24 protein-coding genes and 1 other RNA gene are annotated in these 26541 nt (G+C 62.8%); 17 read left to right on the forward strand and 8 right to left on the reverse strand.

The genetic code is table 11. The annotated features are described in order from the left end of the window. Positions 1-33 precede the first annotated feature (33 nt). From GNH96_RS06370 to galU, 6 genes are all read left to right on the forward strand, one after another. Entirely contained in the window at positions 34-699 is a 666-nt protein-coding gene (locus GNH96_RS06370; RefSeq protein ID WP_169602908.1) for a site-2 protease family protein, read from the forward strand. Next, positions 696-1514: a segregation and condensation protein A gene (locus GNH96_RS06375; protein ID WP_169602909.1), complete on the forward strand. Its 819-nt coding sequence runs from the start codon at positions 696-698 to the stop codon at positions 1512-1514. Before GNH96_RS06370 ends, GNH96_RS06375 begins: the two co-directional genes overlap by 4 nt. A gap of 1 nt (position 1515) precedes the next feature. Further along, entirely contained in the window at positions 1516-2121 is a 606-nt protein-coding gene (gene scpB / locus GNH96_RS06380) for an SMC-Scp complex subunit ScpB (protein WP_169602910.1), read from the forward strand. Next, positions 2045-2959, forward strand: a complete 915-nt coding sequence (rluB, locus tag GNH96_RS06385) for a 23S rRNA pseudouridine(2605) synthase RluB (protein ID WP_169602911.1) — start codon at positions 2045-2047, stop codon at positions 2957-2959. Before scpB ends, rluB begins: the two co-directional genes overlap by 77 nt. 86 nt (positions 2960-3045) lie before the next feature. Continuing rightward, entirely contained in the window at positions 3046-3657 is a 612-nt protein-coding gene (gene cysC, locus GNH96_RS06390; protein WP_169602912.1) for an adenylyl-sulfate kinase, read from the forward strand. Positions 3658-3663: 6 nt separating this feature from the next. Then, positions 3664-4542, forward strand: coding sequence for a UTP--glucose-1-phosphate uridylyltransferase GalU (gene galU, locus GNH96_RS06395; RefSeq protein ID WP_169602913.1), 879 nt, complete (start codon positions 3664-3666; stop codon positions 4540-4542). Between the two features lie 48 nt (positions 4543-4590). Here galU and GNH96_RS06400 read toward each other — a convergent pair whose 3' ends face one another. After that, entirely contained in the window at positions 4591-5772 is a 1182-nt protein-coding gene (locus GNH96_RS06400) for a pyridoxal phosphate-dependent aminotransferase (RefSeq protein ID WP_169602914.1), read from the reverse strand. A 177-nt stretch (positions 5773-5949) separates the two neighbouring features. Between GNH96_RS06400 and uvrB the strand changes: the two genes are divergently transcribed. The 5 genes from uvrB to GNH96_RS06425 all read left to right on the forward strand — a co-directional run bounded on the left by uvrB (position 5950) and on the right by GNH96_RS06425 (position 13835). After that, the gene (gene uvrB, locus GNH96_RS06405; RefSeq protein ID WP_228720040.1) at positions 5950-8031 is read left to right on the forward strand and encodes an excinuclease ABC subunit UvrB; all 2082 of its coding nucleotides are present in this window, start codon (positions 5950-5952) and stop codon (positions 8029-8031) included. A gap of 86 nt (positions 8032-8117) precedes the next feature. Next, positions 8118-8831 carry a cytochrome b/b6 domain-containing protein gene (locus GNH96_RS06410; RefSeq protein WP_169602915.1) on the forward strand — a complete coding sequence of 238 codons (714 nt, stop codon included), beginning with the start codon at positions 8118-8120 and terminating at the stop codon, positions 8829-8831. 19 nt (positions 8832-8850) lie between these two features. After that, positions 8851-10590 (forward strand): ankyrin repeat domain-containing protein, encoded by a 1740-nt coding sequence (locus tag GNH96_RS06415; protein ID WP_169602916.1) that lies wholly within the window; start codon positions 8851-8853, stop codon positions 10588-10590. A gap of 677 nt (positions 10591-11267) precedes the next feature. Then, the gene (locus tag GNH96_RS06420) at positions 11268-12422 is read left to right on the forward strand and encodes a c-type cytochrome (RefSeq protein WP_228720041.1); all 1155 of its coding nucleotides are present in this window, start codon (positions 11268-11270) and stop codon (positions 12420-12422) included. 225 nt (positions 12423-12647) lie between these two features. Next, on the forward strand, positions 12648-13835 hold the full coding sequence (locus GNH96_RS06425) for a c-type cytochrome (protein WP_169602918.1): 1188 nt from the start codon (positions 12648-12650) through the stop codon (positions 13833-13835). A 495-nt stretch (positions 13836-14330) separates the two neighbouring features. On the opposite strand, the gene GNH96_RS15995 is transcribed toward GNH96_RS06425, so the two are convergent. Beyond that, complete coding sequence (locus tag GNH96_RS15995; protein WP_169602919.1) at positions 14331-15023, reverse strand: hypothetical protein; 693 nt, start codon at positions 15021-15023, stop codon at positions 14331-14333. On the opposite strand from GNH96_RS15995, the gene GNH96_RS06435 reads away from it, so the two are divergent. From GNH96_RS06435 to GNH96_RS06445, 3 genes are all read left to right on the forward strand, one after another. Continuing rightward, positions 15022-15687 (forward strand): hypothetical protein, encoded by a 666-nt coding sequence (locus GNH96_RS06435; protein WP_169602920.1) that lies wholly within the window; start codon positions 15022-15024, stop codon positions 15685-15687. The two genes, GNH96_RS15995 and GNH96_RS06435, sit on opposite strands and share 2 nt — an antisense overlap. Before the next feature lie 179 nt (positions 15688-15866). Further along, complete coding sequence (locus tag GNH96_RS06440; protein ID WP_169602921.1) at positions 15867-16271, forward strand: GtrA family protein; 405 nt, start codon at positions 15867-15869, stop codon at positions 16269-16271. A gap of 19 nt (positions 16272-16290) precedes the next feature. Beyond that, on the forward strand, positions 16291-17253 hold the full coding sequence (locus GNH96_RS06445) for a glycosyltransferase family 2 protein (protein WP_169602922.1): 963 nt from the start codon (positions 16291-16293) through the stop codon (positions 17251-17253). Positions 17254-17262: 9 nt separating this feature from the next. On the opposite strand, the gene GNH96_RS06450 is transcribed toward GNH96_RS06445, so the two are convergent. The 4 genes from GNH96_RS06450 to GNH96_RS06465 form a co-directional block, all read right to left on the reverse strand. Beyond that, positions 17263-18573, reverse strand: a complete 1311-nt coding sequence (locus GNH96_RS06450) for a phospholipid carrier-dependent glycosyltransferase (protein WP_228720042.1) — start codon at positions 18571-18573, stop codon at positions 17263-17265. Positions 18574-18657: 84 nt separating this feature from the next. Continuing rightward, complete coding sequence (locus GNH96_RS06455) at positions 18658-20808, reverse strand: hypothetical protein (RefSeq protein ID WP_228720043.1); 2151 nt, start codon at positions 20806-20808, stop codon at positions 18658-18660. A gap of 57 nt (positions 20809-20865) precedes the next feature. Next, the gene (locus GNH96_RS06460; RefSeq protein ID WP_169602924.1) at positions 20866-21828 is read right to left on the reverse strand and encodes a cytochrome c3 family protein; all 963 of its coding nucleotides are present in this window, start codon (positions 21826-21828) and stop codon (positions 20866-20868) included. A gap of 55 nt (positions 21829-21883) precedes the next feature. Continuing rightward, positions 21884-23464: a cytochrome c3 family protein gene (locus tag GNH96_RS06465; RefSeq protein ID WP_228720044.1), complete on the reverse strand. Its 1581-nt coding sequence runs from the start codon at positions 23462-23464 to the stop codon at positions 21884-21886. Between the two features lie 282 nt (positions 23465-23746). On the opposite strand from GNH96_RS06465, the gene rnpB reads away from it, so the two are divergent. Next, positions 23747-24103: RNase P RNA component class A (gene rnpB / locus GNH96_RS06470), an RNA gene on the forward strand. Between the two features lie 4 nt (positions 24104-24107). Here rnpB and GNH96_RS06475 read toward each other — a convergent pair. Beyond that, complete coding sequence (locus GNH96_RS06475) at positions 24108-24953, reverse strand: SDR family oxidoreductase (RefSeq protein ID WP_169602925.1); 846 nt, start codon at positions 24951-24953, stop codon at positions 24108-24110. Between the two features lie 111 nt (positions 24954-25064). Between GNH96_RS06475 and GNH96_RS06480 the strand changes: the two genes are divergently transcribed. Together GNH96_RS06480 and GNH96_RS06485 are read left to right on the forward strand one after the other, a co-directional pair. Continuing rightward, positions 25065-25427 carry a c-type cytochrome gene (locus GNH96_RS06480; protein WP_169602926.1) on the forward strand — a complete coding sequence of 121 codons (363 nt, stop codon included), beginning with the start codon at positions 25065-25067 and terminating at the stop codon, positions 25425-25427. A 48-nt stretch (positions 25428-25475) separates the two neighbouring features. Beyond that, positions 25476-26081, forward strand: coding sequence for a Slp family lipoprotein (locus GNH96_RS06485; RefSeq protein ID WP_169602927.1), 606 nt, complete (start codon positions 25476-25478; stop codon positions 26079-26081). 3 nt (positions 26082-26084) lie between these two features. Here GNH96_RS06485 and GNH96_RS06490 read toward each other — a convergent pair whose 3' ends face one another. Next, positions 26085-26504, reverse strand: coding sequence for a secondary thiamine-phosphate synthase enzyme YjbQ (locus GNH96_RS06490; protein ID WP_169602928.1), 420 nt, complete (start codon positions 26502-26504; stop codon positions 26085-26087). Between the last annotated feature and the right edge of the window lie 37 nt (positions 26505-26541).

Genomic DNA, 26541 nt, shown 5'->3' on the forward strand with positions numbered 1-26541 from the left:
CGTCCCTTTTTCACTTTCGAGCCTTATCACACGATGGATGATCTTACTTTGGTTCAGCGTTTCAGCGTCTGGCTGCTGCCCGTGTTGTTCGCGATCACGCTGCACGAAGTGGCGCATGGCTGGATTGCCAGCAGGCTGGGCGACAATACTGCCAAGAGCCTGGGTCGGTTGTCGCTGAATCCGTTGCGGCACATCGATCCGGTCGGAACCGTTCTGGTGCCTGGGCTCCTCCTGGCTTTCGGCGGTTTCATCTTCGGCTGGGCCAAGCCGGTGCCGGTGGACTGGGGCCGCCTGCGCCACCCGCGGCGGGACATGGCCCTGGTGGCGGTGGCCGGTCCAGGGGCTAATCTGATCATGGCCCTGGGGTGGGCGATCCTGCTGCGGCTGGCCATGGAGCTGCCAGAAAGCCTGGATTACATGGCCCTGCCCTTGGGGTTGATGGGCAAGGCCGGCGTCACCATCAACAGCGTTCTGATGGTGCTGAACCTGTTGCCGATCCCGCCGCTGGACGGCAGCCGGGTCGTGTCCACCCTGCTGCCGCTGCGGGCGGCGATCCAATACAGCCGGATCGAGCCCTATGGCTTCTGGATCCTGCTGATCCTGATCTATACGGACATTTTGGGGCGCATCATGGTCGGGCCGCTGCTACTGGTCCAGCATCTGGTCTACACCGTCGTCGGTCTGGGCGGGGGCGCATGACCGAAGCGCCGTCCGTACCGGGAGCCTTGGAACCGGTCGCTCGGGTCAAGGGCGCGCCGGTCAGCCAGTTGCCGGAAGACCTGTACATTCCGCCGGACGCGCTGGAGATCTTTCTGGAAACCTTCGAGGGTCCGCTCGATCTGCTGCTGTATCTGATCCGCAAGCAGAATTTCGACATCCTCGACATCCCCATCGCCGAGATCACCCGCCAGTACATCGGCTACATCGAGATGATGGACATCATGCGGATGGAACTGGCCGCGGAATACCTGCTGATGGCGGCGATCCTGGCCGAGATCAAGTCCCGGGTGCTGCTGCCCCGGCCGAAGGAGGCCGAAGCCGAGGAAGAGGATCCACGCGCCGAACTTGCGCGGCGCCTGCAGGAATACGAGCGGTTCAAGGCCGCGGCGGAGCGGCTGGATGACTTACCGCGGCTGGAGCGCGACCTGTTCGAAACCGGGGCGGGGAGCGATGACATTCCGGTGCCGAAGGTCTATCCGAGCATTGCCATGAACGATCTGCTGTCGGCGTTCCAGGATGTGCTCAAACGCCTGAACCATACCAGCCATCACCATATCCGCCGGGAAGCGCTGTCGGTGCGCGAGCGCATGAGCCTGATTCTCGAACGCCTGAACGGCGATGTGACACTGGCTTTCGAAGCCCTGTTCCCGCGCCGCGAAGGGCGCCCGGGAGCGGTGGTGTCGCTGCTGGCCGTCCTGGAGCTGAGCAAGGAGCGGCTGATCGAAATCATCCAGGACGAGCCCCTCGGGGCCGTGCGGGTACGCTCTCTGGTCGCCGCCGCCGGTGGTGACTGACATGGATCTCAAGTCCATCGTCGAAGCCGCGTTGTTCGCAGCGCAAAGGCCGCTTGCCGTCGCCGAGCTGGAAGCCTTGTTCGGCGAGGACGAGCGTCCTGACGCTGAAGAGATTCGGCGGGCGCTGGAGACCCTGGCGGAGGAATACTCGGAGCGGCCGCTGGAGCTTCGCAAGGTGGCCAGCGGTTATCGGTTCCAAGTTCGCGCCGCCTATGCGCCGTGGCTTTCCAGGCTGTTCGAGGAGCGGCCCGGCCGCTATTCGCGCGCCCTGCTGGAGACCCTGGCGATCATCGCCTACCGGCAGCCGGTGACACGCGGCCAGATCGAAGAGATTCGCGGCGTCGCGGTCAGTTCGGGGATCATCCGCACGCTCACCGAGCGGGAATGGGTGACCGTGGTCGGCCATCGCGACGTTCCCGGCCGCCCGGCCCTGTTTGCCACCACGCCCCAGTTTCTCGATTATTTCAATCTCGAATCCCTGGCGGATTTGCCGGCCCTGCCGGAATTCGCCGTATCACCGGAGTTAGAAGATGTCCTTGCCGCCGCGCAAACCGACCAAACCCGTCCGCCCGAGGAACCGTCCGCTCCCGCCGGCGCCGGGGTCTGAGCCTGCCGAAGCCGGTGAGGGCGAACGTATCCAGAAGGCGCTGGCGCACGCCGGTTTCGGGTCCCGGCGAGAGATAGAGGGCTGGATCCGCGAGGGCAAGGTCTTCATCAACCGCCGTCCCGCGCATCTGGGCGACCGCTACCGCAAGGGCGATCAGGTCATGCTGAACGGCCATCTGATCAATCTCGAAAAGCGCCTGCAGGCGGCCACCCGGGTCCTGCTGTACCACAAGCCGGTCGGCGAACTGGTCAGCCGGCGCGATCCGGAAGGCCGTCCGGTGATCTTCTCGCAATTGCCGCGGCTGGAACTGGGGCGCTGGGTCGCGGTGGGGCGGCTGGACGTCAACACCCAGGGACTGATCCTAGCGACCAACAGCGGCGAACTGGCGCATCGTTTGATGCACCCTTCGCGCGAAGTCGAGCGCGAGTACGCCGTCCGCATCCTGGGGACGGTCAGCGAGGCCATCATCGAGAGACTGATCAACGGGGTCCAGCTCGACGACGGTCCGGCGCGTTTCGAATCGGTCGTAGAGGCCGGGGGAGAGGGCGCGAACCGCTGGTTCCATGTGGTGGTCCGGGAGGGGCGCAACCGGCTGGTGCGGCGCCTGTGGGAATCGCAGAACCTGGTCGTGAGCCGCCTCATCCGGGTGCGCTATGGGGATATCGTTCTGCCGCCGCGGCTGCGCGCCGGCGCCTCCGTCGCGCTGGAAGGGGAGGCTCTGGACGGTTTGCTGCGTTCCGTGGGACTGCCGCCGGTGACGCCGGAAACGCCGCCGAAGCGGCGTTTCGGCGGCGAAGTCCGGGGCCGGGAGAGCGGATTCCGCAAGCGGCGGAGCTAGCTTTCTGCAAGGCGGCGAAGCAGGTATGATGCGGCCCCAGCGCCGCCGAGGAGAACGCTCCGGATCCGGGAGAAGGACGTATTTCAATGAACACCCATATCGTTTGGCATCAATCCACCGTAGTCCGCGATCAGCGCGAACAGCAGAACGGCCATAAGAGTTTCATCCTCTGGTTCACCGGCCTCTCCGGCGCCGGCAAGTCAACCCTGGCGCACCTGGTCGAGCAGCGCCTGTTCGAACAGGGCTGCAAGACCTATGTCTTCGACGGCGACAACGTCCGTCATGGCTTGTGCTCGGATCTGGGGTTCAGTGCCGAGGACAGGTGCGAAAACATCCGCCGAATCGGCGAGATGAGCAAGCTGTTCGTCGATGCCGGCGTCATCGCGCTGACCGCATTCATTTCGCCCTTCCGCCGCGACCGCGACCTGGTCAGGGCGCTGGTCGAACCCGGCGACTTCGTCGAAATCTTCTGCGACGCCCCGCTCGAAGTTTGCGAGCAGCGCGACGTGAAAGGGCTGTACCGCAAGGCCAGGAGCGGTGAGATTCTGGATTTCACCGGGATTTCCTCGCCTTACGAAGCGCCGCTCAAGCCGGAAATCCTGGTGCGGACGGGAGAGCACGGCCTGGACGATTGCGCGGGACAAATCCTCGAATATCTCGAAAAGAACGGAAAGATCAACCTGAAAACGACAAGGTAGGACATCATGGCAAAAGTCATCAGAAAAGCCGTTTTCCCGGTTGCGGGGCTGGGGACCCGCTTCCTGCCCGCCACCAAGGCCAGCCCGAAGGAAATGCTGCCGGTGGTGGACAAGCCGTTGATTCAATATGCGGTTGAAGAGGCCGTGGCGGCCGGCATCGACGAGATGGTCTTCATCACCGGTCGCAGCAAGAACGCGATCATGGACCATTTCGACAAGGCCTACGAACTCGAGACCGAACTGGCGGCGCGAGGCAAGGACGACATCCTGAACATCGTCCGGAACATCATTCCGCAGCATGTCACCTGCATCTACATCCGTCAGGCCGAGGCCTTGGGCTTGGGCCACGCCGTCAACTGCGCCAAGGCGGTCATCGGCAACGAACCGTTCGCGGTGCTGCTGGCGGACGATCTGATCGACGGCAGCAACCACGGCGGCTGTCTGTCGCAGATGGTCCGGATCTTCGACAAATGGCAGTGCTCCGTGCTGGGCATCGAGCGCATCGATCCCAGCGAAACCCACAGCTACGGCATCGTGAAAACCAGTCCGATCGAGGCTGGGCTGGACAAGGTCGAGGCGATCGTGGAAAAGCCGCGGCCCGAGAATGCGCCGTCGAACCAGGCGGTGGTGGGGCGCTACATCCTCACGCCGGCGATCTTCGACAAGCTGGCCAATGTCTCGCGCGGCGCGGGCGGGGAAATCCAGCTCACCGACGCCATCGCGATGCTGCTGAACGAACAGACGGTGCTGGCTTACGAATTCAACGGCAAGCGCTACGACTGCGGATCCAAGCTGGGCTATCTCATCGCCACGGTGGAGCAGGGCCTGCAGCATGCCGAGCTGAGGGCAGGCTTCGAGGCCTATCTGAGGAGCCTGCAACTCTAAGAGGCGAAGCAGGGCATTGCCGGGGGTGGCCCCGGCAATGCCTCGCGTTCATCTGGAGAGGGTGGCCGCCAGGCGCTCCATGGCCTTTTCCAGATTGGCCATGCTGGTGGCGATGGACAGGCGGATGTGGCCCGGCGCGCCGAAAGCGGAGCCGGGAACCACGGCCACGCCGCCCTGTTCGATCAGGTATTCGGACAGCGCCAGGTCGTCTGCCAGATTCAGGCTTGCCATCGCCGCTTCGACATTCGGCAGCACGTAGAACGTGCCGTGGGTTTTCAGGCAGTTGACGCCGGGAATGGCGTTCAGCTTGCCGACCACGAAATCGTGCCGCTCCTTGAACGCCCTGACCATGGAGGCGATGAAGCCCTGCTCGCCATTGAGCGCGGTTTCGGCGGCGACCTGCGAGATCGAGGTGGGATTGGAGGTGCTCTGCGACTGGATGTTGGTCATGGCTTCGATCAGCCGCTCGGGTCCTGCCGCGTAGCCGATGCGCCAGCCGGTCATCGAATAGGCCTTGGATACGCCGTTCAACACCACGGTCCGGTCGTACAGCTCCGGGCAGACATTCAGGATGTTGCTGAATTTGCCTTCCCAGAGGATATGCTCGTACATGTCGTCGGTGGCGATGACGACCTCGGGAAACCGCCGCAGCACCTCGCCGAGGCCGGCCAGCTCGTCCGCGGTATAGGCCATGCCGGTGGGGTTGGACGGACTGTTGATCACGAACAGCCGGGTCCTGGCCGTGACCGCGGCTTCCAGTTGCGCCGGGGTGATCTTGAAGGACTGAGCCTGCGGGGCTTCGACGATGACCGGCATGGCGCCGGCCAGCAGCACCATGTCCGGATAGGACACCCAGTACGGCGCCGGGATGACGACCTCGTCGCCGGGATTGAGCAGGGCCTGGGCCAGATTGTAGAAACTCTGCTTGCCGCCGCAGGACACCAGGATCTGCTTGAGCGTGTAATCCAGCCCGTTTTCGCGCTTGAATTTCGCCTGGATCGCCTGCTTGAGGCCGGGCGTTCCGTCGACTGCGGTGTATTTGGTGAAGCCCTTTTCGATGGCCTGGATGGCCGCCTGCTTGATATGGTCGGGCGTATCGAAGTCGGGTTCGCCGGCGCCCAGTCCGACGATGTCCTTGCCGGCGGCGCGCATCGCCGCGGCGCGGGCGGTGACGGCAAGGGTCGGAGACGGCTTGATGGACTGGACGCGGTCGGAAAGTTGTATGCTCATCAGTTTCGCGGATTGGCTGGAAAAATCGAGGCGTTATGTTACCGGTTAGCCGGCTTTCCTTGAACTCCATGAGCGGAAAATTTGTCATTACCGATATCGCGGCCGTCCGGCCTGGGCGGTCCGGATATCGTTGGAAACACCCGGTTCAGTGATTTTCTCCTGGAGGTTTGACACGCCATGTTGCCTGGAAGCGGCCATTGCCTGGCCCAGCCGGTCGAGGAAAGCTCGAAACTGCCGCGCGGGCAGAAATCCAAGCCGTTCGTGCTGCGGAGCGGATATGCGCCATCGGGTGATCAGCCGGAGGCCATCCGGCGCCTGATCGAGGGCCTGAACGACGGGGAACTGCACCAGACCCTGCTCGGCGTGACCGGCTCGGGCAAGACCTTCACCATCGCCAACGTGATTTCCCAGGTTCAGCGTCCGACCCTGATCCTCGCGCCCAACAAGACGCTGGCGGCCCAGCTTTACGGCGAGATGAAGGAGTTCTTCCCCGAGAACTCGGTGGAATACTTCGTTTCCTATTACGACTACTACCAGCCGGAGGCCTATGTGCCCGCCTCCGACACCTATATCGAAAAGGATTCCTCGCTGAACGAGCACATCGAGCAGATGCGGCTGTCGGCGACCAAGGCGCTGATCGAGCGGCACGACACCATCATCGTCGCCACGGTGTCCTCGATCTACGGCCTGGGCGAGCCGGCTTCGTATTTCGAGATGGTGCTGCACCTGGTGCGCGGCGACATGATCGACCACCGCAGCCTGATCCGGCGGCTGGCCGAGCTCCAGTACACCCGCAACGAAGCCGAGCTGCGGCGCGGCACCTACCGGGTCCGGGGCGACGTGATCGACATCTACCCGGCCGAGTCGGAGAAGGAGGCGCTGCGGGTCGAGCTGTTCGACGACGAGATCGAGCGGCTGTCGCTGTTCGACCCGTTGACCGGCGAGATTCTTTCCCGCATCGCCCGCTACACGGTCTATCCCAAGACCCATTACGTCACGCCGAGGGAAAAGCTGCTGCAGGCGGTGGAAGAAATCAAGGTCGAGCTGAAAGAGCGGCTGGAGCATCTCCGCAGCCAGCACAAGCTGGTGGAAGCCCAGCGGCTGGAGCAGCGGACCCTGTTCGACATCGAGATCATCCTGGAAGTCGGCTATTGCTCGGGCATCGAGAACTACTCGCGCTATTTGTCAGGACGTTCTGCCGGCGAGCCGCCGCCGACCCTGTTCGATTACTTGCCGGACGATGCGCTGGTCGTGATCGACGAGAGCCATGTCACCATCCCGCAACTGGGCGCGATGTACCGGGGCGACCGTTCCCGCAAGGAAACGCTGGTCGAGTTCGGCTTCCGGCTGCCGTCGGCGCTCGACAACCGGCCGTTGAAATTCGACGAATTCGAGCTGCGCGCGCCTCAGCGCATCTATGTTTCGGCCACGCCGGGGCCTTATGAGAGAACACACTCCGGCGCCGTGGTGGAGCAGGTCGTGCGCCCCACCGGCCTGGTCGACCCGGAGGTCGAGGTCCGGCCGGCATCGACCCAGGTCGACGACCTGCTGTCGGAGATCCGCCTGCGGGTTCAAAAAGGCGAGCGCGTGCTGGTGACCACGCTGACCAAACGCATGGCCGAGGACCTCACCGAATACCTCATGGAGCATGACGTTGCGGTGCGCTACCTGCATTCCGACGTGGACACCGTGGAGCGCGTGGAGATCATCCGCGATCTCCGGCTCGGCAAGTTCGACGTGCTGGTGGGCATCAACCTCCTGCGGGAGGGCCTGGACATCCCCGAGGTGTCGCTGGTGGCCATCCTCGACGCCGACAAGGAAGGTTTCCTGCGCTCGGTGGTCTCGCTGATCCAGACCATCGGCCGGGCCGCCCGCAACCTCCATGGCAAGGCGATCCTGTATGGCGACAAGATGACGCAGTCCATGCAGCAGGCCATCGGCGAGACCGAGCGCCGCCGTGCCAAACAGATTGCCTACAATGAAACGCATGGGCTGATTCCCCGGGGCATCACCAAATCCGTGACGGACATCCTGGAAGTGCCCATTCCGGGTGGCGGCGCCGAGGGATCGCGAAAGTCGCTGGCCCGTGCTGCCGAACCACGCTCCGAATACAGGTTGACCAAGCCGGCAGAGGCGGCCCGGCTCATCAAGCAGCTCGAAGAAAAGATGTACGCGCACGCCCGCGATCTGGAGTTCGAGGAGGCGGCGAGGCTGCGCGACGAGATTCAGCGGATCCGCGAGAGCGCTCTGATGGCGTGATGCTTGCAAAGCCTCCGTTCAGCCGGGACGCGGAATCGCCGACCGGGAAAAGGCCAAGATCGAAGCTGAATGAACAGGGGGTAAATATGGCACGACGCATCATCGTATGGGACCTCGCCACGCGAATATTCCACTGGTCGCTGGTGACCAGCTTTTTCGGCGCCTATCTGTCGGCCGACAGCGACTACCGGGTGCTGCATGTGATGTTCGGCTACACCATTCTGGGGCTGATCGGTTTCCGGCTACTGTGGGGATTCGTCGGGCCGCGCTATGCCCGGTTCAGTGAGTTCGTGCGCGGACCGCTCGCGATTTTCCGCTACCTGAAAAGCCTGCTGTCCAAGCACCCCGAGCATTACGTCGGCCATAACCCCGCGGGGGCCGTCGCCATCGTGCTCCTGCTGTTTCTCGGCATTCTCGTCTGCACTTCCGGCCTGCTGTCCTACGACGAACGCTGGGAGAATTCGCTGAAGAGCTTCCACGCCCTCCTTTCCCATTGCATGCTGGCGATCGTGTTCGTCCACATCGGGGCGGCGATCATTTCGGGTTTCCTGCATCACGAAAACCTCGTCCTTTCCATGCTCACCGGCTACAAGGAAGGCGAGGCGGGCCAATCGATAGTGGGCACGCGGCCCTGGGCGGGGCTGATGCTCGCGGCGGCGATCGCTTCGTTCTGGATGCTGGCGCTGCCGGCGAATCCCTTTCGGGACGACACCGGACACGGCGAGGCGGTGGCAACCGCGGATATTCCTGAAAAATCGCAGGAATCGTTCACGATGTCGTCGAAGTCCGGACGGTTCTGATTTTCCCCGGAGCGGCGGCATGTCGAAGCAGAACGGGTATTTGTTCCCTCTCTTGTTCATTGCCGGCGCCTGCGGCTGGGCGGAGACGTCGGCCGAGGATGCGCTGGATCAAGGCCTCGAGGCGGTGCGCCTGCGCCATTATGACGAGGCGTCCGCGCAATGGCAGACCTTGGCCGAACGGGGCGACGCCGAGGCGCAATACCGCCTGGGGGCGATGTTCCAGAACGGCCGCGGCGTGCCGAAAGACTATTCGCAGGCACTGAAGTGGTTTCGGGCCGCCGCGGGCCAAGGACAGGTCCGCGCACAGTTCGAGCTGGGGCTGATGTACGAGAAAGGCCTCGGCGTCCGCCCCGATCCGGCTCAGGCGCGGGCATGGTATGAAAAAGCCGCGGCTCAGGGCCATGCGATGGCGCGCAGGCGGCTGGAGACCATGCCTTTCGCCACTACGGATACGGGCGCCGCTACGGAAGGCGCGCCCGCCCGGACGGACACGGCCTTGCATCGCGCGGCCCGGCGAGGTGACGCCGATGCGGTGCGGGATTTGCTGGCGCGCGGCGTCGAAATCGACGCATGGGACGACAAAGGCCGTACGCCTTACCGGCTTGCGTTGGAGGCCGGCCATCCCGAGATAGCCCGCTTGCTGGCCGCCGCCGGCGCGGACCAGCGCCGGCCCCTGGCGGAGGTCAAGGGTGGGCAAGGAGAGCGGTCGAAGCATCCGACCTCCCGCCTGGGCCCGCAAGACGACATCGGCGCTTATCCCGGCTGGCCGGCGATCACGGTCGCGGCCTGGCGAGGCCATGCGTCCACCGTGGAAGCATGGCTGGCGCGAGGCGCCGACGTCGCTGCGAGAGCTCCGGACGGCCATCTCCCTCTGACCCGCGCGGCCTGGAACGGCCATGCCAAAATCGTGAAAACCCTGTTGGCCCACGGGGCGGATGTCAACGCCGCGACGCCGGATGGCCGGACCGCTCTGATGTGGGCAGCCCTGGAAGGGCATCATGAGACGGTCGTGGCGTTGGCAGCCGGCGGGGCGAACCTGGACGCGACCGATGGGGATGGAAACACCGCCCTGGCCTGGGCGGCGCAGCGCGGCAAGGCCTCGACCGTGCGGACCTTGTGCGGTCTGGGCGCGGCCAAGGGCATGGCGCGGAAGGACGGCAGGAACGCCGTCATGCTGGCGGCCATCGGAGGGTACCGGGAAGCCATCGAGGCTCTGTTGGAAGCTTCGGCCGATCCGAACGCCATCGATGCGGAAGGCCATACGGCCTTGTGGCTCGCCGTCGACAGAGGGCATGCCGGGATCGTCGATACTCTGCTGGACCATGGCGCCGACTTCGCTCACGATCGGGCATCCGGTCCCAACAGCCTGATCCGGGCCGCCTGGAAGGGTGATGACAATGTGGTCGAAATGCTGTTGGCGCATGGCGCCCTCGTGGACGCGCCGAGCGCGGACGGCAATACAGCCTTGACCGTGGCTGCCAGCCGCGGACATACCGGCGTGGTCCGCATGCTTCTGGCGAAAGGCGCCAATCCCGATCTTCGGAACAGGCGGAACATGACTGCGCTGATGCTGGCGGCACAAGCCGGCCACGGCGAGATTCTGGCGGCTTTGCTGGAGGCCGGCGCCGATCCGGCCCTCCGCAACGAGCACAGGCAGAGCGCCGTCTCGCTGGCCCGAGCCGGGGGCCATGAAGACTGCGTCAAGATCCTCGAAAAAGACTCGGCCCGCTGGAAGGTACTTTTCGGTTCCCTTCGCTAGATCCCTCCTGCAGGGTCCGCCCTCGCCGAGGCGGACGCCTCGCTCGCGCGCGGTCTTCTCGCCCCGCCGCATCTGCCGGTTCCGGCTCCTCTCCCTCGCGAACCGGCATCACTACGCTGCGTGGATATCGTTCTACGCTTTTACTCGCGCCAACGCTGCCGCTCCCACGGCGGAGCGGCCAGTGGGGTCCGCCCTGAGAGTATTCGAGGGAACGCATATTTCCCGCGCGGAGTAGCCGCAGTCGGGTCGCAATGATGAGGATGACGCTTTCAGGAGACAGCGTGCAACCATCCCGCCGACATCGGCCAGCCTCCGCGTGGCGGTGACTATAAGGGATCGCTTCCGAAGATATCCGGCAAATTTGATCTGCATCAAGAACTCGGCACCAAGAGGCGTTGCCTGCTGGCGACGAAAATCCGCACAAAATAGAGAGGGTTATCGTAGTTGCATGTTTCGTCAAGGAAATATGTGATGGCACGTATATTGTTTGTGTCATGGCAGCGAAGTCATGGAGATGCCGGGCGGACATCCTTCAACGCTTCGGTGATGAAGGATTCCGGACCGGCTTGGAGCCAAGGACTGAATCCTCCATCGTGGTATCGACCCATCAATATGAGGTTAGGATTATGACGAAAGAACTTGGGAATTCTCGATCTGGAAAATGTACGGCCGGCGGGATGCTGGCCAAGCGGGCTCTGTCATTGGCGGTGGTCGTGGCCGCGACGGGGAGTGTCTCCGGCGAGGCCTTTGCCGCGCTGACCTATGCCGGCAACTGCCAAATGTGCCATGGCGCTTACGACGGTGCGTCGGGGAGCACCGCCGGTGGGATCGGGCCGGCGTTGTCGGGAGCGAAGAAGAACGCTTCGGCGACCAAAGCGGCTGTCCGTGCTGGCGGCACCATGGGATCGATGGGCGCCGCCTGGTCGGACGCCGATCTCAACGCCGTGGCGCTGGAAATAGGAGGAGCCGCGGATCTCGGGACCGCGACCCCGACACCCGCACCGACCGCTACGCCGACACCCGCTCCGACGGCCACGCCGGCACCGACCAGCACGCCGGCTCCGACGGCCACGCCCCATCCGTCGCCGACCCCGTCCCCTACCGGGACGCCCGGTCCTTCACCCACGCCATCGCCCACGGCGACACCCAGTCCGTCTCCGACCCCCGAGCCCTGCACCGATGAAGCGAGGCCGGAGATCGACACCATTCCGTCGCCGTGGGATGCCAACGAAGGGAAGGAACTCCTGTTCAGCGTCAGCGCCCTCGACTGCGATGACGATACTCTAACCATCAAAGCGAAAGGGCTGCCCTCCGGAGCCACCATGACCCAGGAGTTCGATCCGGATGTCCGCAAACAGGTCGCCACGGTTCGCTGGACGCCGGGGCCGGAGGCCGTGGGCAGGGTGCACCCTGTCGTGTTCGTGGCCGTCGACAAGGACAGCAACGGACAAAGGAAGGAGGTGTCGATACCTCGCTGGACCGCCATCCGGGTATGGCCGGCCAATACGACGCCCGAAGCGGCAGCGGTCGAGGTCGTGGCGATTCAACGCGCTCAATGGTCGGCCGTTCAGAACCAGCTCGTTCTGGCGGGACGCATCAAGTTCAGCAGGATTCTGACCAAGTCCGAGCGGCAAGCGCTGGTCGCCGATCCCATCGCCATCAGGGATGCCACCAGCCACGAAGTCATCGGCCGGGTCAATGCCAGTGCATCGGGCAAGTGGTCTACCCGAATCCCGCTGGAAAGCGGGAAGGTGCCATGCTCCGTGGAGGTCGATTTCCATGGCGAAATGGGGTCGCGTCCGGTCAAGCGCGCTCCGTCGCAGTGCAACTGATCGAAAAAGGGAAGGGACCTGCTTTCCCAACTCCAGTTGTTGACTACATTTAGTCTCACGTTCCAGAGGCATGGATAATCTGGAATGTTAGAGGTTTCTGATTTGTTGCTCGAGAAGGGTCACGGCCCCGCAAAGATACCTTCGGGGGCCGTGATGAGCAACGTGACAGGGGGGCCGGCCTGGAGCCGGACGACTTTCCATGACATGTAACTTGGGGTTGACATTATGAAAGAGACATTGGCTCGTTCCGGCGGGAAACCGGCCGGAATTCGCAACAAGGCGTTATCGTTGGCCGTGGTCATGGCTGCCGCGGGAACCGTTTCCACCGATGCATTTGCGGCGGCGACCTATTCCGGCAGTTGCCAGGGGTGTCACGGCGCCTATGACGCCAACACTGGGCGTACGGCCGGCGGTTACGGTCCGGCTCTTTCGGGAGCGAAGAAGAACGCTTCGGCGACCAAGAAGGCGATTGCCAACGTCGCTGCGATGAACAGCTTGAGCAATCTCACCAACGCCGACTTGAATGCCATCGCACGGGAAATAGGTGGCGCGGCGGATCTTCCGGTGGCGACGGCGACGCCCACACCCACACCGGCTCCGACGGCCACCCCGGCCCCGACGCCTAAACCGACCCCGGCTCCGACGACCACGCCGGCTCCGACGCCTAAACCGACCCCGGCTCCGACGACCACGCCGGCGCCCACGCCCGCTCCGTGCGCGGATGAATCAGAGCCTGAACTCGACACCATTCCGTCGCCGTGGGACGCCAACGTTGGCAAGGAGCTCAAGTTCACGGTGAGCGCCCTCGACTGCGACGATGATTCGTTGGTGATCAAGGCCAAGGGTCTTCCGAAGGGTGCGAGCATGACCCAAGGGTTCGATGTCAACACCCGCAAGCAGGTCGCAACCATCACCTGGACCCCGGGACCGGACGCCGAAGGCAAGATCTACCATGTCACGTTCACCGCCGTAGAGTCGGAAGTCCGCGCCCAGAAACGGCGGGAGGGGGAGAGCAAGCAGGATGATCAGGGCCATTCCTCGGCATCTCGTTCCACCGATATTCGCGTATGGCCGGCGAACACCACGCCGGAAGCGGGAGCCGTCGAAGCGGTCGTGATCCAGCAGGCGCAATGGCAGTCTTCCAAGAAGACCGGCAAGCTCGCCGTGAACGGCTCCATCAAGTTCAGCAAGCTTGTGACCGCAACTGAACGCGCTGCTTTGCTGGCCAATCCGGTGATCATCCGGACGGATAGCACTCAGGAGATCATCGGGCAAGCGACCGCGAACTCTTCCGGCAAGTGGTCGGCCAATCTTCCGTTGGCCAGCACGGCTGTCCCCTGCGTGGTGGATGCCGAGTTCGTGAGCGACACCGCTTCCCGCCCGGTGAAACGCGCGCCGTCGCAATGCAAGTGACCTGCGATACCTGAAAAAACGGGTTTGATATGGATTTGAAGGGACAAACTCGTTCACGCTCCTCTTCGTGAGGGGAGGAGCGTTTTCGATACTTTTTGTTTGACTATCTTTATTTGAGACGCTCGTTCGGTATTGCCCGAGTTATATGCTGGGAAATTCGAATCAGCGGGCGTTTAATCCGTTGTCGCTCGGGAAATACCGCAGGGAATGGCGGTCTCCAAGGATTTAGAGGGATAGGGTGGTGTAGAAAGGCGCCACCCATAAGGGAGCGACGCTTTGTTATGACATGAAACTTGGGAGTTTCGATATGAATGTCAAATTAGTGAAATCAGGAACCAAGCCATCCGGCTATCAATTCAGGACCTTGTCTATGGCAGTCATTGTTGCCGCGAGTGGCGGTTTCGCCTCCGAAACATTTGCCGCGGCCACCTATTCCGGCAGTTGCCAGGGGTGTCACGGCGCCTATGACGCCAACACCGGCAGTACGGCCGGCGGTTACGGCCCGGCTCTTTCGGGAGCGAAGAAGAACGCTTCGGCGACCAAGAAGGCGATTGCCAACGTCGCTGCGATGAACAGCTTGAGCAATCTCAGCGACGCCGACTTGAATGCCATTGCCCTGGAAATAGATGGCGCGGCGGATCTTCCGGTGGCGACGGCGACGCCCACACCCACACCGGCTCCGACGATCCAGCCAACGCCGCTCCCGACGATCCAGCCAACGCCGCTCCCGACGATCCAGCCAACGCCGCTCCCGACGATCCAGCCAACGCCGCTCCCGACGATCCAGCCAACGCCGCTCCCGACGATCCAGCCAACGCCGTTCCCGACGATCCGGCCAACGCCGTTCCCGACGATCCGGCCAACGCCGCTCCCGACGATCCGGCCAACGCCGTTCCCGACGATCCGGCCAACGCCGTTCCCGACGATCCGGCCAACGCCGCTCCCGACGATCCGGCCAACGCCGTTCCCGACGATCCGGCCAACGCCGTTCCCGACGATCCGGCCAACGCCGTTCCCGACGATCCGGCCAACGCCGCTCCCGACGATCCGGCCAACGCCGTTCCCGACGATCCGGCCAACGCCGCTCCCGACGATCCGGCCAACGCCGTTCCCGACGATCCAGCCAACGCCGCTCCCGACGATCCAGCCAACGCCGCTCCCGACAATCCGGCCAACGCCGTTCCCCATGGGGTGTCTACCGGGATCCAAGCCCGAACTCGATACCCTCCCGACCGGTTGGAACATCCGGGCTGGAGAAATCCTGAAAATCACCCTGAGCGCACTTGACTGCGACGACGACGTCGTCACGATCAAGGGCATGAAGCTGCCGGAAGGGGCGAAATTGAGCCAGACATTCGATCCGGAGAGCCGCAAGCACGTCGCAACACTCACCTGGACGCCCAAGGCCGAGGATGCGGGCAAGACCTTTGACCTCGGCTTCCAGGCGGTCAACCTGGATCAAACGGGCCGTCAGACCGAAGCGTCCGATCCGAGGTGGACCAACGTGACCGTTCAGGCAACCCCGATCGACGTGCCCGATGTGGATTCGATCCAGGCGCTGATCATCCAGAAGGCGCAGTGGCTGGCGGATCAGGGCGAACTCATCCTGTCGGGGCTCATCAAGTTCGACAGGCAACTGAGCAAATCCGAACGCGAAGCGCTGGTTTCCAATCCGGTCACTCTGGTGGATGGTGCGACGGATGCCGTGCTCGCCGAGGTGTTCGCCGACGCGCGCGGCAAATGGCTGGCGAAGCTCCCCCTGGCCGAAGGATCCGTTCCCTGCACGGTGGAAGTCCAGTTCCAGGGCCAGACGGCCGTCCGTTCGGTGAAGCGCGCCCCGCAGTGCAAATAGCGGTAGCGGGCGGCAATCAAGGTTGAATCGCCTTTTTTTGGGGTCCACCCCGGTGCAGGATGGCGCCGGGGCGGACCGTTCCAGTTTCCACCTGTCGGCACCCCGAAACGCCCAGGGTGTTGCCGCGACGCCTCCTTGCGAACTTTCCGAACCGTGGTATCTGTGCGACCTTAACGGCTATGCCCAAAGCAAGCCTGCCGAAAAAATTCTTCCGTTTCGTGTTCGTGGGCGGTTTGGCCACCGCTTTGCAGTACGCGATGCTCGTCGCGCTGGTCAGCCTCTGGCAGTGGCAGGTGACCCTCGCTTCCTCGCTGGGTTTCACGGCGAGTGCCGTTGTAAACTACTGGCTGAATTACAAACTGACGTTCAGGGCGAAGAACAGCCACCGAGTCGCGGCGTTCCGGTTTTCCCTCACGGCCGGTGCTGGGTTGCTGCTGAACGGAGCCATCGTACACCTCGGAATCACCTATACGCCTTTCCCTTACCTCTGGTCCCAGATTGCGGCGACCGTCGCCGTACTGTTCTGGAATTTCGTCGGCAGCCTCAAGTGGACGTACGCCCCGCCGGCTCGAAAATCCGCCTGACATGACAAAAGGATTCGCTATGCGCACACTCGGTATCGTCGTGCCCTGCTTCAATGAAGAAGAAGCGTTGCCTGAGACCGCAAGACGGCTGGCCGTCCTGCTGCGGGATCTGCAAGACAAAGGCAAAATTGGGCCGGACTCACGGGTGTATTTCGTCGACGACGGCAGCACGGATGCAACCTGGCAGACCATTCGCGGCCTGGCGGAAACCTATGCCTTCGTCCGGGGAATGAAACTGTCCAGAAACCAGGGTCATCAGAGCGCGCTGCTTGCCGGTTTGATGCATGCGAGAGGGGACTGCCTGATCAGCATCGACGCCGACTTGCAGGACGACCTGGCCGCCATCGAGTCGATGATCGACGCCCATGCCGCCGGTGCCGACATCGTCTACGGGGTTCGCAGGAACCGGAAGTCGGACTCGTTGTTCAAGCGCTGGAGCGCGGAATGGTATTACCGCGTCCTGGCGCTCATGGGGGTGGAAGTGGTGTTCAATCACGCCGACTATCGCTTGATGAGCCGGCGCGCCGTCGATGCCCTCAGGGAGTTCGGCGAGGTCAACCTGTTCCTTCGCGGGATCATACCGAAACTCGGATTCAACACCGCGACCGTCTATTACGACCGGGCGGAGCGTATCGCCGGGGAGTCCAAATATCCTTTGCGGAAAATGCTGGGCCTCGCCCTTCAGGGCGTCACTTCGTTTTCGGTATTTCCGCTGCGCCTCATTACCTTCCTGGGCTTTCTCATTTCCGCCGTCAGCTTCCTGGTGGTGTGCTGGGTGCTGTGGGTCCGGTTCGTCGCCGCCGAGGCCGTTCCGGGCTGGTCGTCGATCCTGCTGCCGATGAGCCTGCTCGGCGGCATCCAACTGCTGAGTCTGGGGGTCATCGGCGAGTATCTCGGCAAGATTTACATGGAAACCAAGCGCAGGCCTCGCTATTTCATCCAGGAAGTCGTCGCGCGCGATAACCAGGAATCGGGTACCTGACCTGGTGCTTCAGTTTTTCCATCCAGGAATCAAAAAGTAGACGGCATCGGCAAAACCCTGCGGGACGTGTATGCCGGTGTTGTTGGGATAGAACACGACAAACCAGAGAATCCCTGCGGCCAGGACAGATGTCGCGGTCATTCGATCGGCCTTTTCCTGACTGGCCAGATGGCCATCGAGCCAGCGGGCCAGAATGATGCACAGTATCGGCACCGCCGGCGCATAGTGGTAGAAGAACATGATCCTGGGCGAAATCGTCCACGGCAGCCAGAGCATGAAGTAGACCAGAAGAATGAATCCCACGGCCCAGCTCCTGTACCATTCCTTCTTCAGTATCGCTGCGGCAGCGGCATAAAGCCCGGCGTAAAAAATCACCGAGTTTCCGAGATTGTAAATATTGGCGATTTTTCCCTTCACCGAATAATCGACGTACATCCATACCGGGCGGAGGTTGAGTATCCACTGCCAGGGCTGCGAATGGGCGGCATGGGTGGCTTTCAGTCCGGTATGGTAGAACCACATCTGGCGGAACAGTTCGATGAAATCCGGCCAGCGGTAGCCCAGAGCGAAAAACTGCAGGTAGGACGACAGGTAGATCGCGATGGGCAGGAGACCCAGCGCGACGGGCATGTTGAGGCAGGCCGCCAGGGGAGGCAGGCGCCGGTGACGGACCGCCGTTACGCCGAGATCGACGGCCAGGACCAGAAACACGTAGAGCGTGGTCCATTTGGTCGCGAGCGCAAGGCCAAGTGCCGTTCCGGTGAAGTACAGCCAGCGAATCGAGGTCTCGTCTCTTTTCCAGCGGACATAGCCGATCAAGGCCGTCAACATGAAAAAGATGAAGTAGATATCGTTCATCGCGATGCGGGATTGGCTGAGGATGAGACCATCCAGGCTCATCAGCGCCGCGGTCAGGACGGCGATGGGAAGGGAGCCGAACAGCTCGAAAGCCAGCGCGGCGGCGGCAAGGGTGGCGAGGGTGCCGAAAATGACCGAACCGATGCGCCAGCCGAACGGATCCTCGCCGAAAACCGACATCATTCCGGCCATGATCAGCTTGGACAAGGGCGGGTGCGTCCATTCATACGCCTTGCCAGGCGGCGATTTTGCCCAGGGGTCGTAGGCGTTCCGGTCGCCGTGCAGGACGACGGTCGCGGTGAAACCGTGATACACCTCGTCGAAATAAAAATCCTGCGGGTATTCGAGGCGGGCGATTTTCGTGAAAAAGCCGAACAGGACGATCGCGGCGAACAATGTGAGAATCTTCTTATCCGCCAGAAGGCTGCCGAAAAAACCGGTGTCCTTTCTTTCTCGACCCAATGAAGCGGAATTCCCAGCGAATGCGGTTGTCATTGTTCTGCTGTTCATCGACGGAAGTTATCTGAGTATATCGGGCCAGTAGGATCAGAAATCCCAGCGGTATCCCACGTTGACATAATAGCCTTTGGTATCGCGTTCGTTGAGCACCAGGGGTTTCGTCATGTATTCGAATCCTCCCTCCAGCTCGAAGTACAGTCCGTCGACCACGCGGTAGTTGAAGCGTGTGCCGGGACGAACGCGCCAAACGTCGGGGCCGTCGAAGCCGGTGAAATAGTCGACTCTCAACCTGGGATCGATGCGGATGTCGGGGGTGACCGGATAATGCGCGTCCACGAATCCCGACAGGATATCGTCGATCTGTTGGGTCATGTAGCGCAGGCCGAAATTCCAAACGTCGTTGTCGGTGATCAGGCGGTTGGTGATGACCTGGCCGAAATACGAGACCTGGGTGCCCGATCCCTGATAGGCGGAAACCCAGGGCGAGCCTTTGGTCGCCGACAGATTGGAGACGGTGATGTCGGCATTGATCTGGGTGTCGGGGGTGATCGGCGTCATGCCGCTGATGCTGAGGTACTTGAACGTCGGCGTATTGTCCTCCGCCAGCGTCTTGAGGTCGATGGTGTCCTGGTAGCGCAGGATGTCGCCGACCGAATCCGCGCCGTAGCCGGTGCCGGGACCGTATCCCGATCCCCAGCCGATCAGCGCGTTGCTGGTGCTCAGGTAGGGGGTTTTGCGGTAGTCGGCGGTCAGGGTGAGGATGGCGCCGTTGTCGAAGTTCCAGTTCGCGACCACTTGAGCCGTATTCAGCGCATTGAAGTGGACATCGTAGTCGAACAGGGTGAACAGCGGGTGCACGGGATGCTGGTAGCGGCCTTCACCGCCCACGGCCCGCCTGCCCAACAGGCCGTCGACGGTCTGGTTGATGAAGAACACGTTGCCGGCCCAGTAGTCCGCGAACGGCCCGAATTCCAGGGACGCGCCTTCGAAGGAGGTATTGGTGTTGGGGGCGGTGGAGCGATAGGGCAACACGGGGAATCCCCCGATGACCGTGGCCTGCCACTGCGGCGCGAAACGGTAGCTGAGCACCCCGCCGTCGAAACGGCCCATGGCGCCGCCGCTGCTGCGCGACTGGCGTCCGATGCGGCCGGACACGCCGGTTGCCTTGTCGACGACATCGATGAATGCGTTGGCGACCCGGAATTGGTTGTTTTCGTCATAAACCACTTTCAGGAAGTTCTGGCGGTAGCGGGCATCGAATTGGGTCCGGATGTCGAACCGCTCGGTGCGCAGACGGCTGGTGACGTCCAGCACGGTGAGGAACAGCGACTGGTCGACGTATTCGCCTTGGTTGTCGGTGAGCAAGGCATCGCGGAAATAGTACTGGCCGAAGCTGCCGTAGGTTTCCCAGCCGCGCTCGGCGACCGGCGACGACGACAGCGGCGTCAGTTTTTCCTTGGGCTGTTGGTCGGCACTGTTCAGCGCGTCCAGGCGCTTCTTGACACGCTCGGCGGCTTCGCCTTCCGGGTAGCGTTGCAGGTATTTCTCGTATTCTGTCTTGGCTCGGAAAGCCTGGCCGTTGCGCTCGCGCGCCAAGCCCAGCATCTCCTGGGCTTCCCGCTGGTAGCTGGCGTCCGGCTGCTGAACCAGCTTGGTATAGAGGCCGATGGCGGCGGGCCAGTCTTCCTTGATCATGCACTGGCGCGCTGCTTCCTTCAGATCGGCGGGCGGCGACTTGACCCGCAGGCCGGAGGCGCAGGCTCCGCTGGCGGGAGGGACGGGAAGGGACCGGTCGCCAGTCCCGACTCGATCGCCGTCGCCGGAGCCGGCGATCTCCACGTCGATGCCCTGGGCATCCTTGCCCGGCCTTACCTGGAAGTTGACGACGCGATTGAACCGCAGTGTCAGGAAATCTCCGCCGGGCTTTGTTTCGTAGCCCACTTCAGTCAGGGGAACTTCTGCGGTGGCCGGCCAGCGCAGCGTGCCCGGCTGCGGCACGACACCTTGCGCCGCGGCGGGAGACGTCCGATTCACCCGGATGCGCAGGGTGTCGCCGGATTCCGCGGGCGAGTGCCGCACGTAGTTGACCGGTTCCGCCAGGCGGATGTGAATCACCGGCCGGCGTCCCGAACCGTCGACGTCAAGTCCTTCGAGGACGCCTTGAGCCATGGCGGCGGAAAACAGCGCCGGTGCCAGGAAACCGAAGATCGCCGGCGCGACGGTCCGCGCACATGCCATCGCTCGGGTGTGTCCTGAGGGGGCCGCCATCCGGGAAGTCATGATCGACATGAACGGCTACCGAGTGAAGACCGGAAGAAACGAATGCGTATTCAGATGGCACTGGCTGCAATCCGGCGCCACATTCGGCTGCGGGTGGGGAGGGGCCGGCCGCGAGGTGATGCCGTAGATGTTCCCCGCCTCATGGCAGCGCTGGCAGCCATGGGTGATATTGGCGCCGGTGTGGTCCATCCGTGCGCCGGCGAAGGTATGGAATTGCGCCGGGTTGTGGCAGGTTTCACAGGGCGTCGCCGGTACCGGGATGTGGTTGCGGGGCTGCCCGACGGCGAGCACGTTGTTGTGGCAGCGCGCGCAGCCGGACGCGATGCCCTCGTGGTTCATCCTGACCGCCGACCAGGCTGCGGTCGAAACATGGCAGGTTTCGCAAGCTTGCCCGGTCGGAATGTGGTTGGCCGGTTTGCCGGCAACCGTGACGTTGTTGTGGCACTGCCCGCATCCCGCTGAGACGCCCACATGATCGAACCGCGCGCCGGCCCAGGCGATCGTGGAGCGGTGGCAGGTTTCGCAAGGGGCGTTGGTGGGAATGTGATTGGGCGGCTTGCCGGGTGCGAAGACGTTGTTGTGGCAGCTTGCGCAATTGTTGACGATGCCGGCGTGGTTCATGTTGACGAGCTGCCAGCTCACGTTCGGGAGGAAGTCGTTGTGGCAGACGTCGCAATCTTCCGTGGTCGGGATGTGATTGGGCGATTTCTTGGACGCTTCGATGTCGGTCGCCAGTTGATGGCAGCCGATGCAGCGGCGCGGCGTGCCCTTGAAGATGCCGCGGACGTGGCACTGTTCGCAGGTCAGATGTTCATGGGCTCCCCGCAGCGGAAACCCGGTATTGAGGTGCTCGAAATCCTTGGGCGTGGCCGGCCGCTCGGCTGCGGATGCGATTGTGAAGAGGGCTCCCAGCAAGACCGGAACAATCAGGGCGATGAATGTGAACGGCGAAGTCGTTGCGGAGACTGAGGTATTCACTGGCTTCTCCTTGCATCAATGGTGGATCGTCGTGGGCCCACGACGGCATGCGGTTTCATCTGAGGCGCTGCTTCAATTGATTGAACCCTTGCGGCGTATGGCAGCGGCCGCATTCCCTGCCGTAGGCCCCGCGGTGCGGTTCGTCCTTTTCGTGGCAACCAAAGCAATCGCTGGATAGCGCGATTCGGCCGTCGGCGGCCGCCGGACGTTTGTGGCAACCGGTGCAGACCAGCTTTTCGTGTTTGCCCTCGAGCGGGAAACCGGTTTCCTTGTCGTGGTCGAAATGCCAGATGCGCCAGCCGTTCGGCGTGTGGCAGCGGTCGCAGTTGCGGCCCAAGGCCTCGCCATGGGGGTCGTCCTTCCGGTGGCAGGACGCGCACTGGGTTTCGGCGTCCCGGAAACTCGCGGTCAGATGGCATTCGGCGCAAGGGGTGATGGCGTGCAGGCCGGTGAGCGGAAATTGGGTCAGATCGTGGCTGAATGCGACATCGACGCGCCAACCCCGGTCGGTATGGCATGTCTCGCAGGCGTCCCCCTCCTGGTTCTTGTGGGGATCGTTTTTCTTGTGGCACGAGACGCAGTTGAGGCTGAGCTTGTCCTCGTCCATCGCGCCTTTGTGACAGCTAACGCAGGCGACGGTGCTGTGGCTGTTGCGCAGCGGGAACCGCGTCGCGGCGTGATCGAACGTGGTTTTCGCCCAGCTTTGCGGAGTGTGGCAGTCCTCGCAGCGGTTGCCACGGCGGCCCTTGTGCTCGTCGTCTTTCTCGTGGCAGGACACGCATGCCATTGCCGGCTTGTTGTCGAAAGGATCGGCCTTGTGGCAGCTTTCGCAGGAAGTCTTGTCGTGTTTTCCCGTCAGTGGAAATCGGGTGTCGCGCCGGTGATCGAACTTGGGTTTGTTCCATTTCGTTGTTTCATGGCACTTGTCGCACTTTTGCCCCATGTGTCCGGCATGGACGTCATTGATTTCATGGCAGGCGTAACAGCTGCGGACCGTCTCCTTGAAGCGACGGTCGGCGTGGCAGTTGCCGCAAGCCACGTCCTTGTGGCTGCCCGTCAGGGAAAACCGTGTCTTCGCATGGTCGAACTTCGTTTCCTTCCAGCCGGCTTCGCTATGGCAGTCGGTGCACTTGTCGCCCAGGCGGCCTTCGTGGGGTTCGTCGTCCTGGTGGCAGACCGCGCATTGGTGCGAGGCCTCGCGGTATTTTTTCTTGTCCAGGTGGCAGCGGGAGCATTCGACCTTCAAGTGTTCGCCTTTCAGCAGGAAGTCGGTGTTCCGGTGGTCGAAGGTTTCCTTGTCCAGCCCCATGATGTCGAAGTGCCGTCCCTTGTGCTCGCCGTGGCAGTCCTTGCATTTCCGGTCTTCCATGTTTTTCAGGTGGCCGTGGAATCCCTTGCCGGTTTCGATGTCCTCGGCCTGCTCCTTGTGGCAGGCCAGGCATAAGGCATTGGGTACGGTTTGCGTGGGCTGATCGTGGCACTTCCGGCATTGCTGTTCGTACTTGGCGTGCCCCGAGATCAACTCGCCGGGCATGACCAGCGACTTGAGCGCATTCGCGGTCGACGGCGGGGGCAAGAGGGCAAATGCCGTCCATAACAGGACCAGAGGCAAGCGGGCGAAAATCCGGGGTTTCATGATCATGAAGCCGGTTGAGCAAGATGCGTTCCATCCGGCAAATGGGGGCGCTTTCCTGATTGGCCACCCACGCTATCGCAGACATGGCGGCCGTTTCGTCATTTCCCGGCGCGGTGCTTCGCGATCGGCTGTCGGGAAGCAGGCTCGAATGGGCGTCCGCACCCGACAGGTCGAGTTCGATTCCAGCGGGTACGGGTTGAGTGGGGTCGAAGACGGGAACCTTGCCAGGACAAGAACGCGGTTTGGCAGCCGCGATGGCCGGTATAAGGGTATACTGTGCGCGGAGTCGGCCAGACAGCCGCTGTCCTCAAGGGGATGGAGGAAAGTCCGGGCTCCACAGGGCAGGGTGCCAGGTAACGCCTGGGGGGCGCGAGCCTACGGAAAGTGCCACAGAAAATATACCGCCCCGGTTCGTCCGGGGTAAGGGTGAAATGGTGCGGTAAGAGCGCACCGCGCTTGCGGTAACGCCAAGCGGCAGGGTAAACCCCATCCGGAGCAAGACCAAATAGGGGGGCATTGGGTTCGCCCAGACGTGCGGCCCGCACGGCTCCCGGGTAGGTCGCTCGAGGCGTACGGCGACGTACGTCCCAGATGAATGGCTGTCCACGACAGAACCCGGCTTATCGGCCGACTCCTTTTTCTCCTAGTCGATCCGTCGAAGGATCGCATCCAAGGCGCGCGTGGAAAGCACGCGTTTCAAGGTCGCGAACAGATAGGTCGGAAAAGTCACGCGATAACGGGCTTTCGGCCTTCTGCTTTCGAGCGCATGAATCACGCGTTTCAGCACCGCTTCCGGTCCTTCGGTGAACGGGGCCGCAGCGCCCTTTTTCTCCAGCCTCGCTTCCATTGCCCTGTAGCGGTCCCGATGCACGCTGGCGTCCGCATCGATATTGAGCTTGTACAGACCGTAGGCATTGGCGCGGAACTCGCTCAAGATCGGTCCGGGTTCGATCAGGCAGACATGGATGCCGCTGCCCGCCAGTTCCAGCCGCAGCGTATCGGTGAGTCCTTCCAGCGCGAATTTGCTGGCGTTGTAGGCGCCGCGCCAGGGCATGGCGGCGAAGCCCAGCACCGAGCTGTTCTGGAGGATGCGCCCTTCGCCCTGACGGCGCATGACCGGGATGACCAGGCGGGTCAGTTCGTGGGTGCCGAAGAGGTTGGTTTCGAACTGGGCGCGCAGCACTTCCCGGCTGAGATCCTCCACCGCGCCGGGCTGGCCGAAAGCGCCGTTGTTGAACAGTCCGTACAGCTTGCCGTCGGTCGCTCGCAGGACTTCTTCGAGCGCTGTGCGGATGGACGTGGAACACGCCAAGTCGAGTTGCACGGCTTCCAGCCCTTTCGATTGCAGCAGGGCCACGTCGGCGCTCTTGCGGGCGCTGGCGAACACCCGGTAGCCGCGCACTTTGAGGCCGAGAGCGGTACACAGGCCAATGCCGGATGAGCAGCCGGTGATGAGGATGGCGCGGGAAGATCGGAAGCTGTTTTGCATGGCGGGGCATTTTATCGCGTCTCAGCCGCCGGAATGATGCTTTCCGCGTCTTGTGGGCATGGGGAGCGTGGGCTAGACTCCACCGGGATGGAACCTTGACCCAGGAAGCCCATGAAGATCGCCGCCTACGCGTTTTCGCCGATCGTCCTGCCGATTCTGCTCGCAGGCTGCGCCAAGGACGCTCCGACGCCGGAAGCGCCTCCCCTGGCGAACTACAAGCCGGACTATCGGCAGGGGATGTACACCTACAGCATGTACTGCTCGCGCTGCCATGATACGGGAGAGGACGGGGCGCCGATGCTGGATGATGTGGACGAGTGGGAGTCCCGCGGCATCCTTTGGCCCTCCCTCCTGCAGGACCATGTGCGGGACGGTTTTCTTCACATGCCATCCATGGGGCAGACCGGGTTATCGGAGCAGAATATCGCGGATGTGATCTATTTCATGACGGTCAAGATCGAAGCCGGCAAGTAGGCGGCAGCGGGCCGCCCGAAACCCGTTCGGCAGGCCAGGGGGCCGAGAATGATGAAGCAACTCGAATGTCGGCCGGCGTTGCGCTCCGGAGCGAGTCTGGGGCTGGTCCTCGTGATCGCCCATGCCTCGGGATGCGCGTCCAGTCCGGTTCCCGAATCGCTGCGCAAGCAGGCCGCCTGGCAGCCCAGCAGTTTCAACGAGATCAAGACACACGCCTCGCTGTACCGGGACCGGATGGTGATCCTGGGCGGTGATATCGTGCAGACCCGCCATCTCGGCAAGACCTCGGAGATCGAGGTCGTGCAGAAATCGCTCGACAGTGCCGACCGGCCGGAGCGGACCGACAGTTCCGGCGGCCGGTTCCTGGCCGAGTGCCCCTATTTCGTCGATCCGACGATTTACGAAAAAGACCGCGAGCTGACGGTGGCCGGGAAGGTGATCGGCGAACGCGCCCAGAAGCTCGACGAGGCCGAATACGACTACCTGGTGGTCGGTTGCGATTATCTGCATCTTTGGCCCGAGCGGCAGCCGGCCGTCTACTACCCGTACCCCTACGCCTGGTATGGCTGGGGATGGCCGTACTACTACTACCCGTACTCGTTCTACTACCCGTACTATCCGGGGCCGATGCGAGCTCCGGTCAAGCGCCGCTAAGGATCACTCGCCGATGATTTTCACCAGGGCGCGCTTGCGGCGGCGGCCGTCGAACTCGCCGTAGAAAATCTGCTCCCACGGGCCGAAATCGAGCCTGCCCTCGGTGACGGCGACCACCACTTCGCGTCCCATGATCTGCCGCTTCATGTGGGCGTCGGCATTGTCCTCACCGGTATCGTTGTGGCGGTACTGGCGGATCGGCTCGTGCGGCGCGAGCTTTTCCAGCCACAGGGTGTAGTCGTGGTGCAGCCCCGATTCGTCGTCGTTGATGAACACGCTGGCGGTGATGTGCATGGCGTTGACCAACACCAGGCCCTCGCGCACGCCGCTTTCGCGCAGGCATTCTTCGACCTGCCGGGTGATGTTCACGAAGCCGACGCGGTTCGGCACGTTGAACCAGAGTTCCTTGCGGTAGCTTTTCATGCGGTCTCCTCGAGGTTTTCGTCAAGAGCCGAATCTT

The organism is Methylococcus geothermalis, from assembly GCF_012769535.1.
GTDB lineage: Bacteria > Pseudomonadota > Gammaproteobacteria > Methylococcales > Methylococcaceae > Methylococcus > Methylococcus geothermalis.

Coding starts and splice junctions, on each gene's coding strand:
- GNH96_RS06475 (WP_169602925.1), bottom strand. CDS start 24,953: ATGCAAAACAGCTTCCGATCTTCCCGCGCCATCCTCATCACCGGCTGC.
- GNH96_RS06480 (WP_169602926.1), top strand. CDS start 25,065: ATGAAGATCGCCGCCTACGCGTTTTCGCCGATCGTCCTGCCGATTCTG.
- cysC (WP_169602912.1), top strand. CDS start 3,046: ATGAACACCCATATCGTTTGGCATCAATCCACCGTAGTCCGCGATCAG.
- GNH96_RS06420 (WP_228720041.1), top strand. CDS start 11,268: ATGCTGGCCAAGCGGGCTCTGTCATTGGCGGTGGTCGTGGCCGCGACG.
- GNH96_RS06415 (WP_169602916.1), top strand. CDS start 8,851: ATGTCGAAGCAGAACGGGTATTTGTTCCCTCTCTTGTTCATTGCCGGC.
- galU (WP_169602913.1), top strand. CDS start 3,664: ATGGCAAAAGTCATCAGAAAAGCCGTTTTCCCGGTTGCGGGGCTGGGG.
- scpB (WP_169602910.1), top strand. CDS start 1,516: ATGGATCTCAAGTCCATCGTCGAAGCCGCGTTGTTCGCAGCGCAAAGG.
- GNH96_RS06435 (WP_169602920.1), top strand. CDS start 15,022: ATGGGGTGTCTACCGGGATCCAAGCCCGAACTCGATACCCTCCCGACC.
- GNH96_RS06375 (WP_169602909.1), top strand. CDS start 696: ATGACCGAAGCGCCGTCCGTACCGGGAGCCTTGGAACCGGTCGCTCGG.
- uvrB (WP_228720040.1), top strand. CDS start 5,950: ATGTTGCCTGGAAGCGGCCATTGCCTGGCCCAGCCGGTCGAGGAAAGC.
- GNH96_RS06400 (WP_169602914.1), bottom strand. CDS start 5,772: ATGAGCATACAACTTTCCGACCGCGTCCAGTCCATCAAGCCGTCTCCG.
- rluB (WP_169602911.1), top strand. CDS start 2,045: ATGTCCTTGCCGCCGCGCAAACCGACCAAACCCGTCCGCCCGAGGAAC.
- GNH96_RS06425 (WP_169602918.1), top strand. CDS start 12,648: ATGAAAGAGACATTGGCTCGTTCCGGCGGGAAACCGGCCGGAATTCGC.
- GNH96_RS06455 (WP_228720043.1), bottom strand. CDS start 20,808: ATGGCATGTGCGCGGACCGTCGCGCCGGCGATCTTCGGTTTCCTGGCA.
- GNH96_RS06485 (WP_169602927.1), top strand. CDS start 25,476: ATGATGAAGCAACTCGAATGTCGGCCGGCGTTGCGCTCCGGAGCGAGT.
- GNH96_RS06370 (WP_169602908.1), top strand. CDS start 34: ATGGATGATCTTACTTTGGTTCAGCGTTTCAGCGTCTGGCTGCTGCCC.
- GNH96_RS15995 (WP_169602919.1), bottom strand. CDS start 15,023: ATGGGGAACGGCGTTGGCCGGATTGTCGGGAGCGGCGTTGGCTGGATC.
- GNH96_RS06490 (WP_169602928.1), bottom strand. CDS start 26,504: ATGAAAAGCTACCGCAAGGAACTCTGGTTCAACGTGCCGAACCGCGTC.
- GNH96_RS06465 (WP_228720044.1), bottom strand. CDS start 23,464: ATGAAACCCCGGATTTTCGCCCGCTTGCCTCTGGTCCTGTTATGGACG.
- GNH96_RS06410 (WP_169602915.1), top strand. CDS start 8,118: ATGGCACGACGCATCATCGTATGGGACCTCGCCACGCGAATATTCCAC.
- GNH96_RS06440 (WP_169602921.1), top strand. CDS start 15,867: ATGCCCAAAGCAAGCCTGCCGAAAAAATTCTTCCGTTTCGTGTTCGTG.
- GNH96_RS06445 (WP_169602922.1), top strand. CDS start 16,291: ATGCGCACACTCGGTATCGTCGTGCCCTGCTTCAATGAAGAAGAAGCG.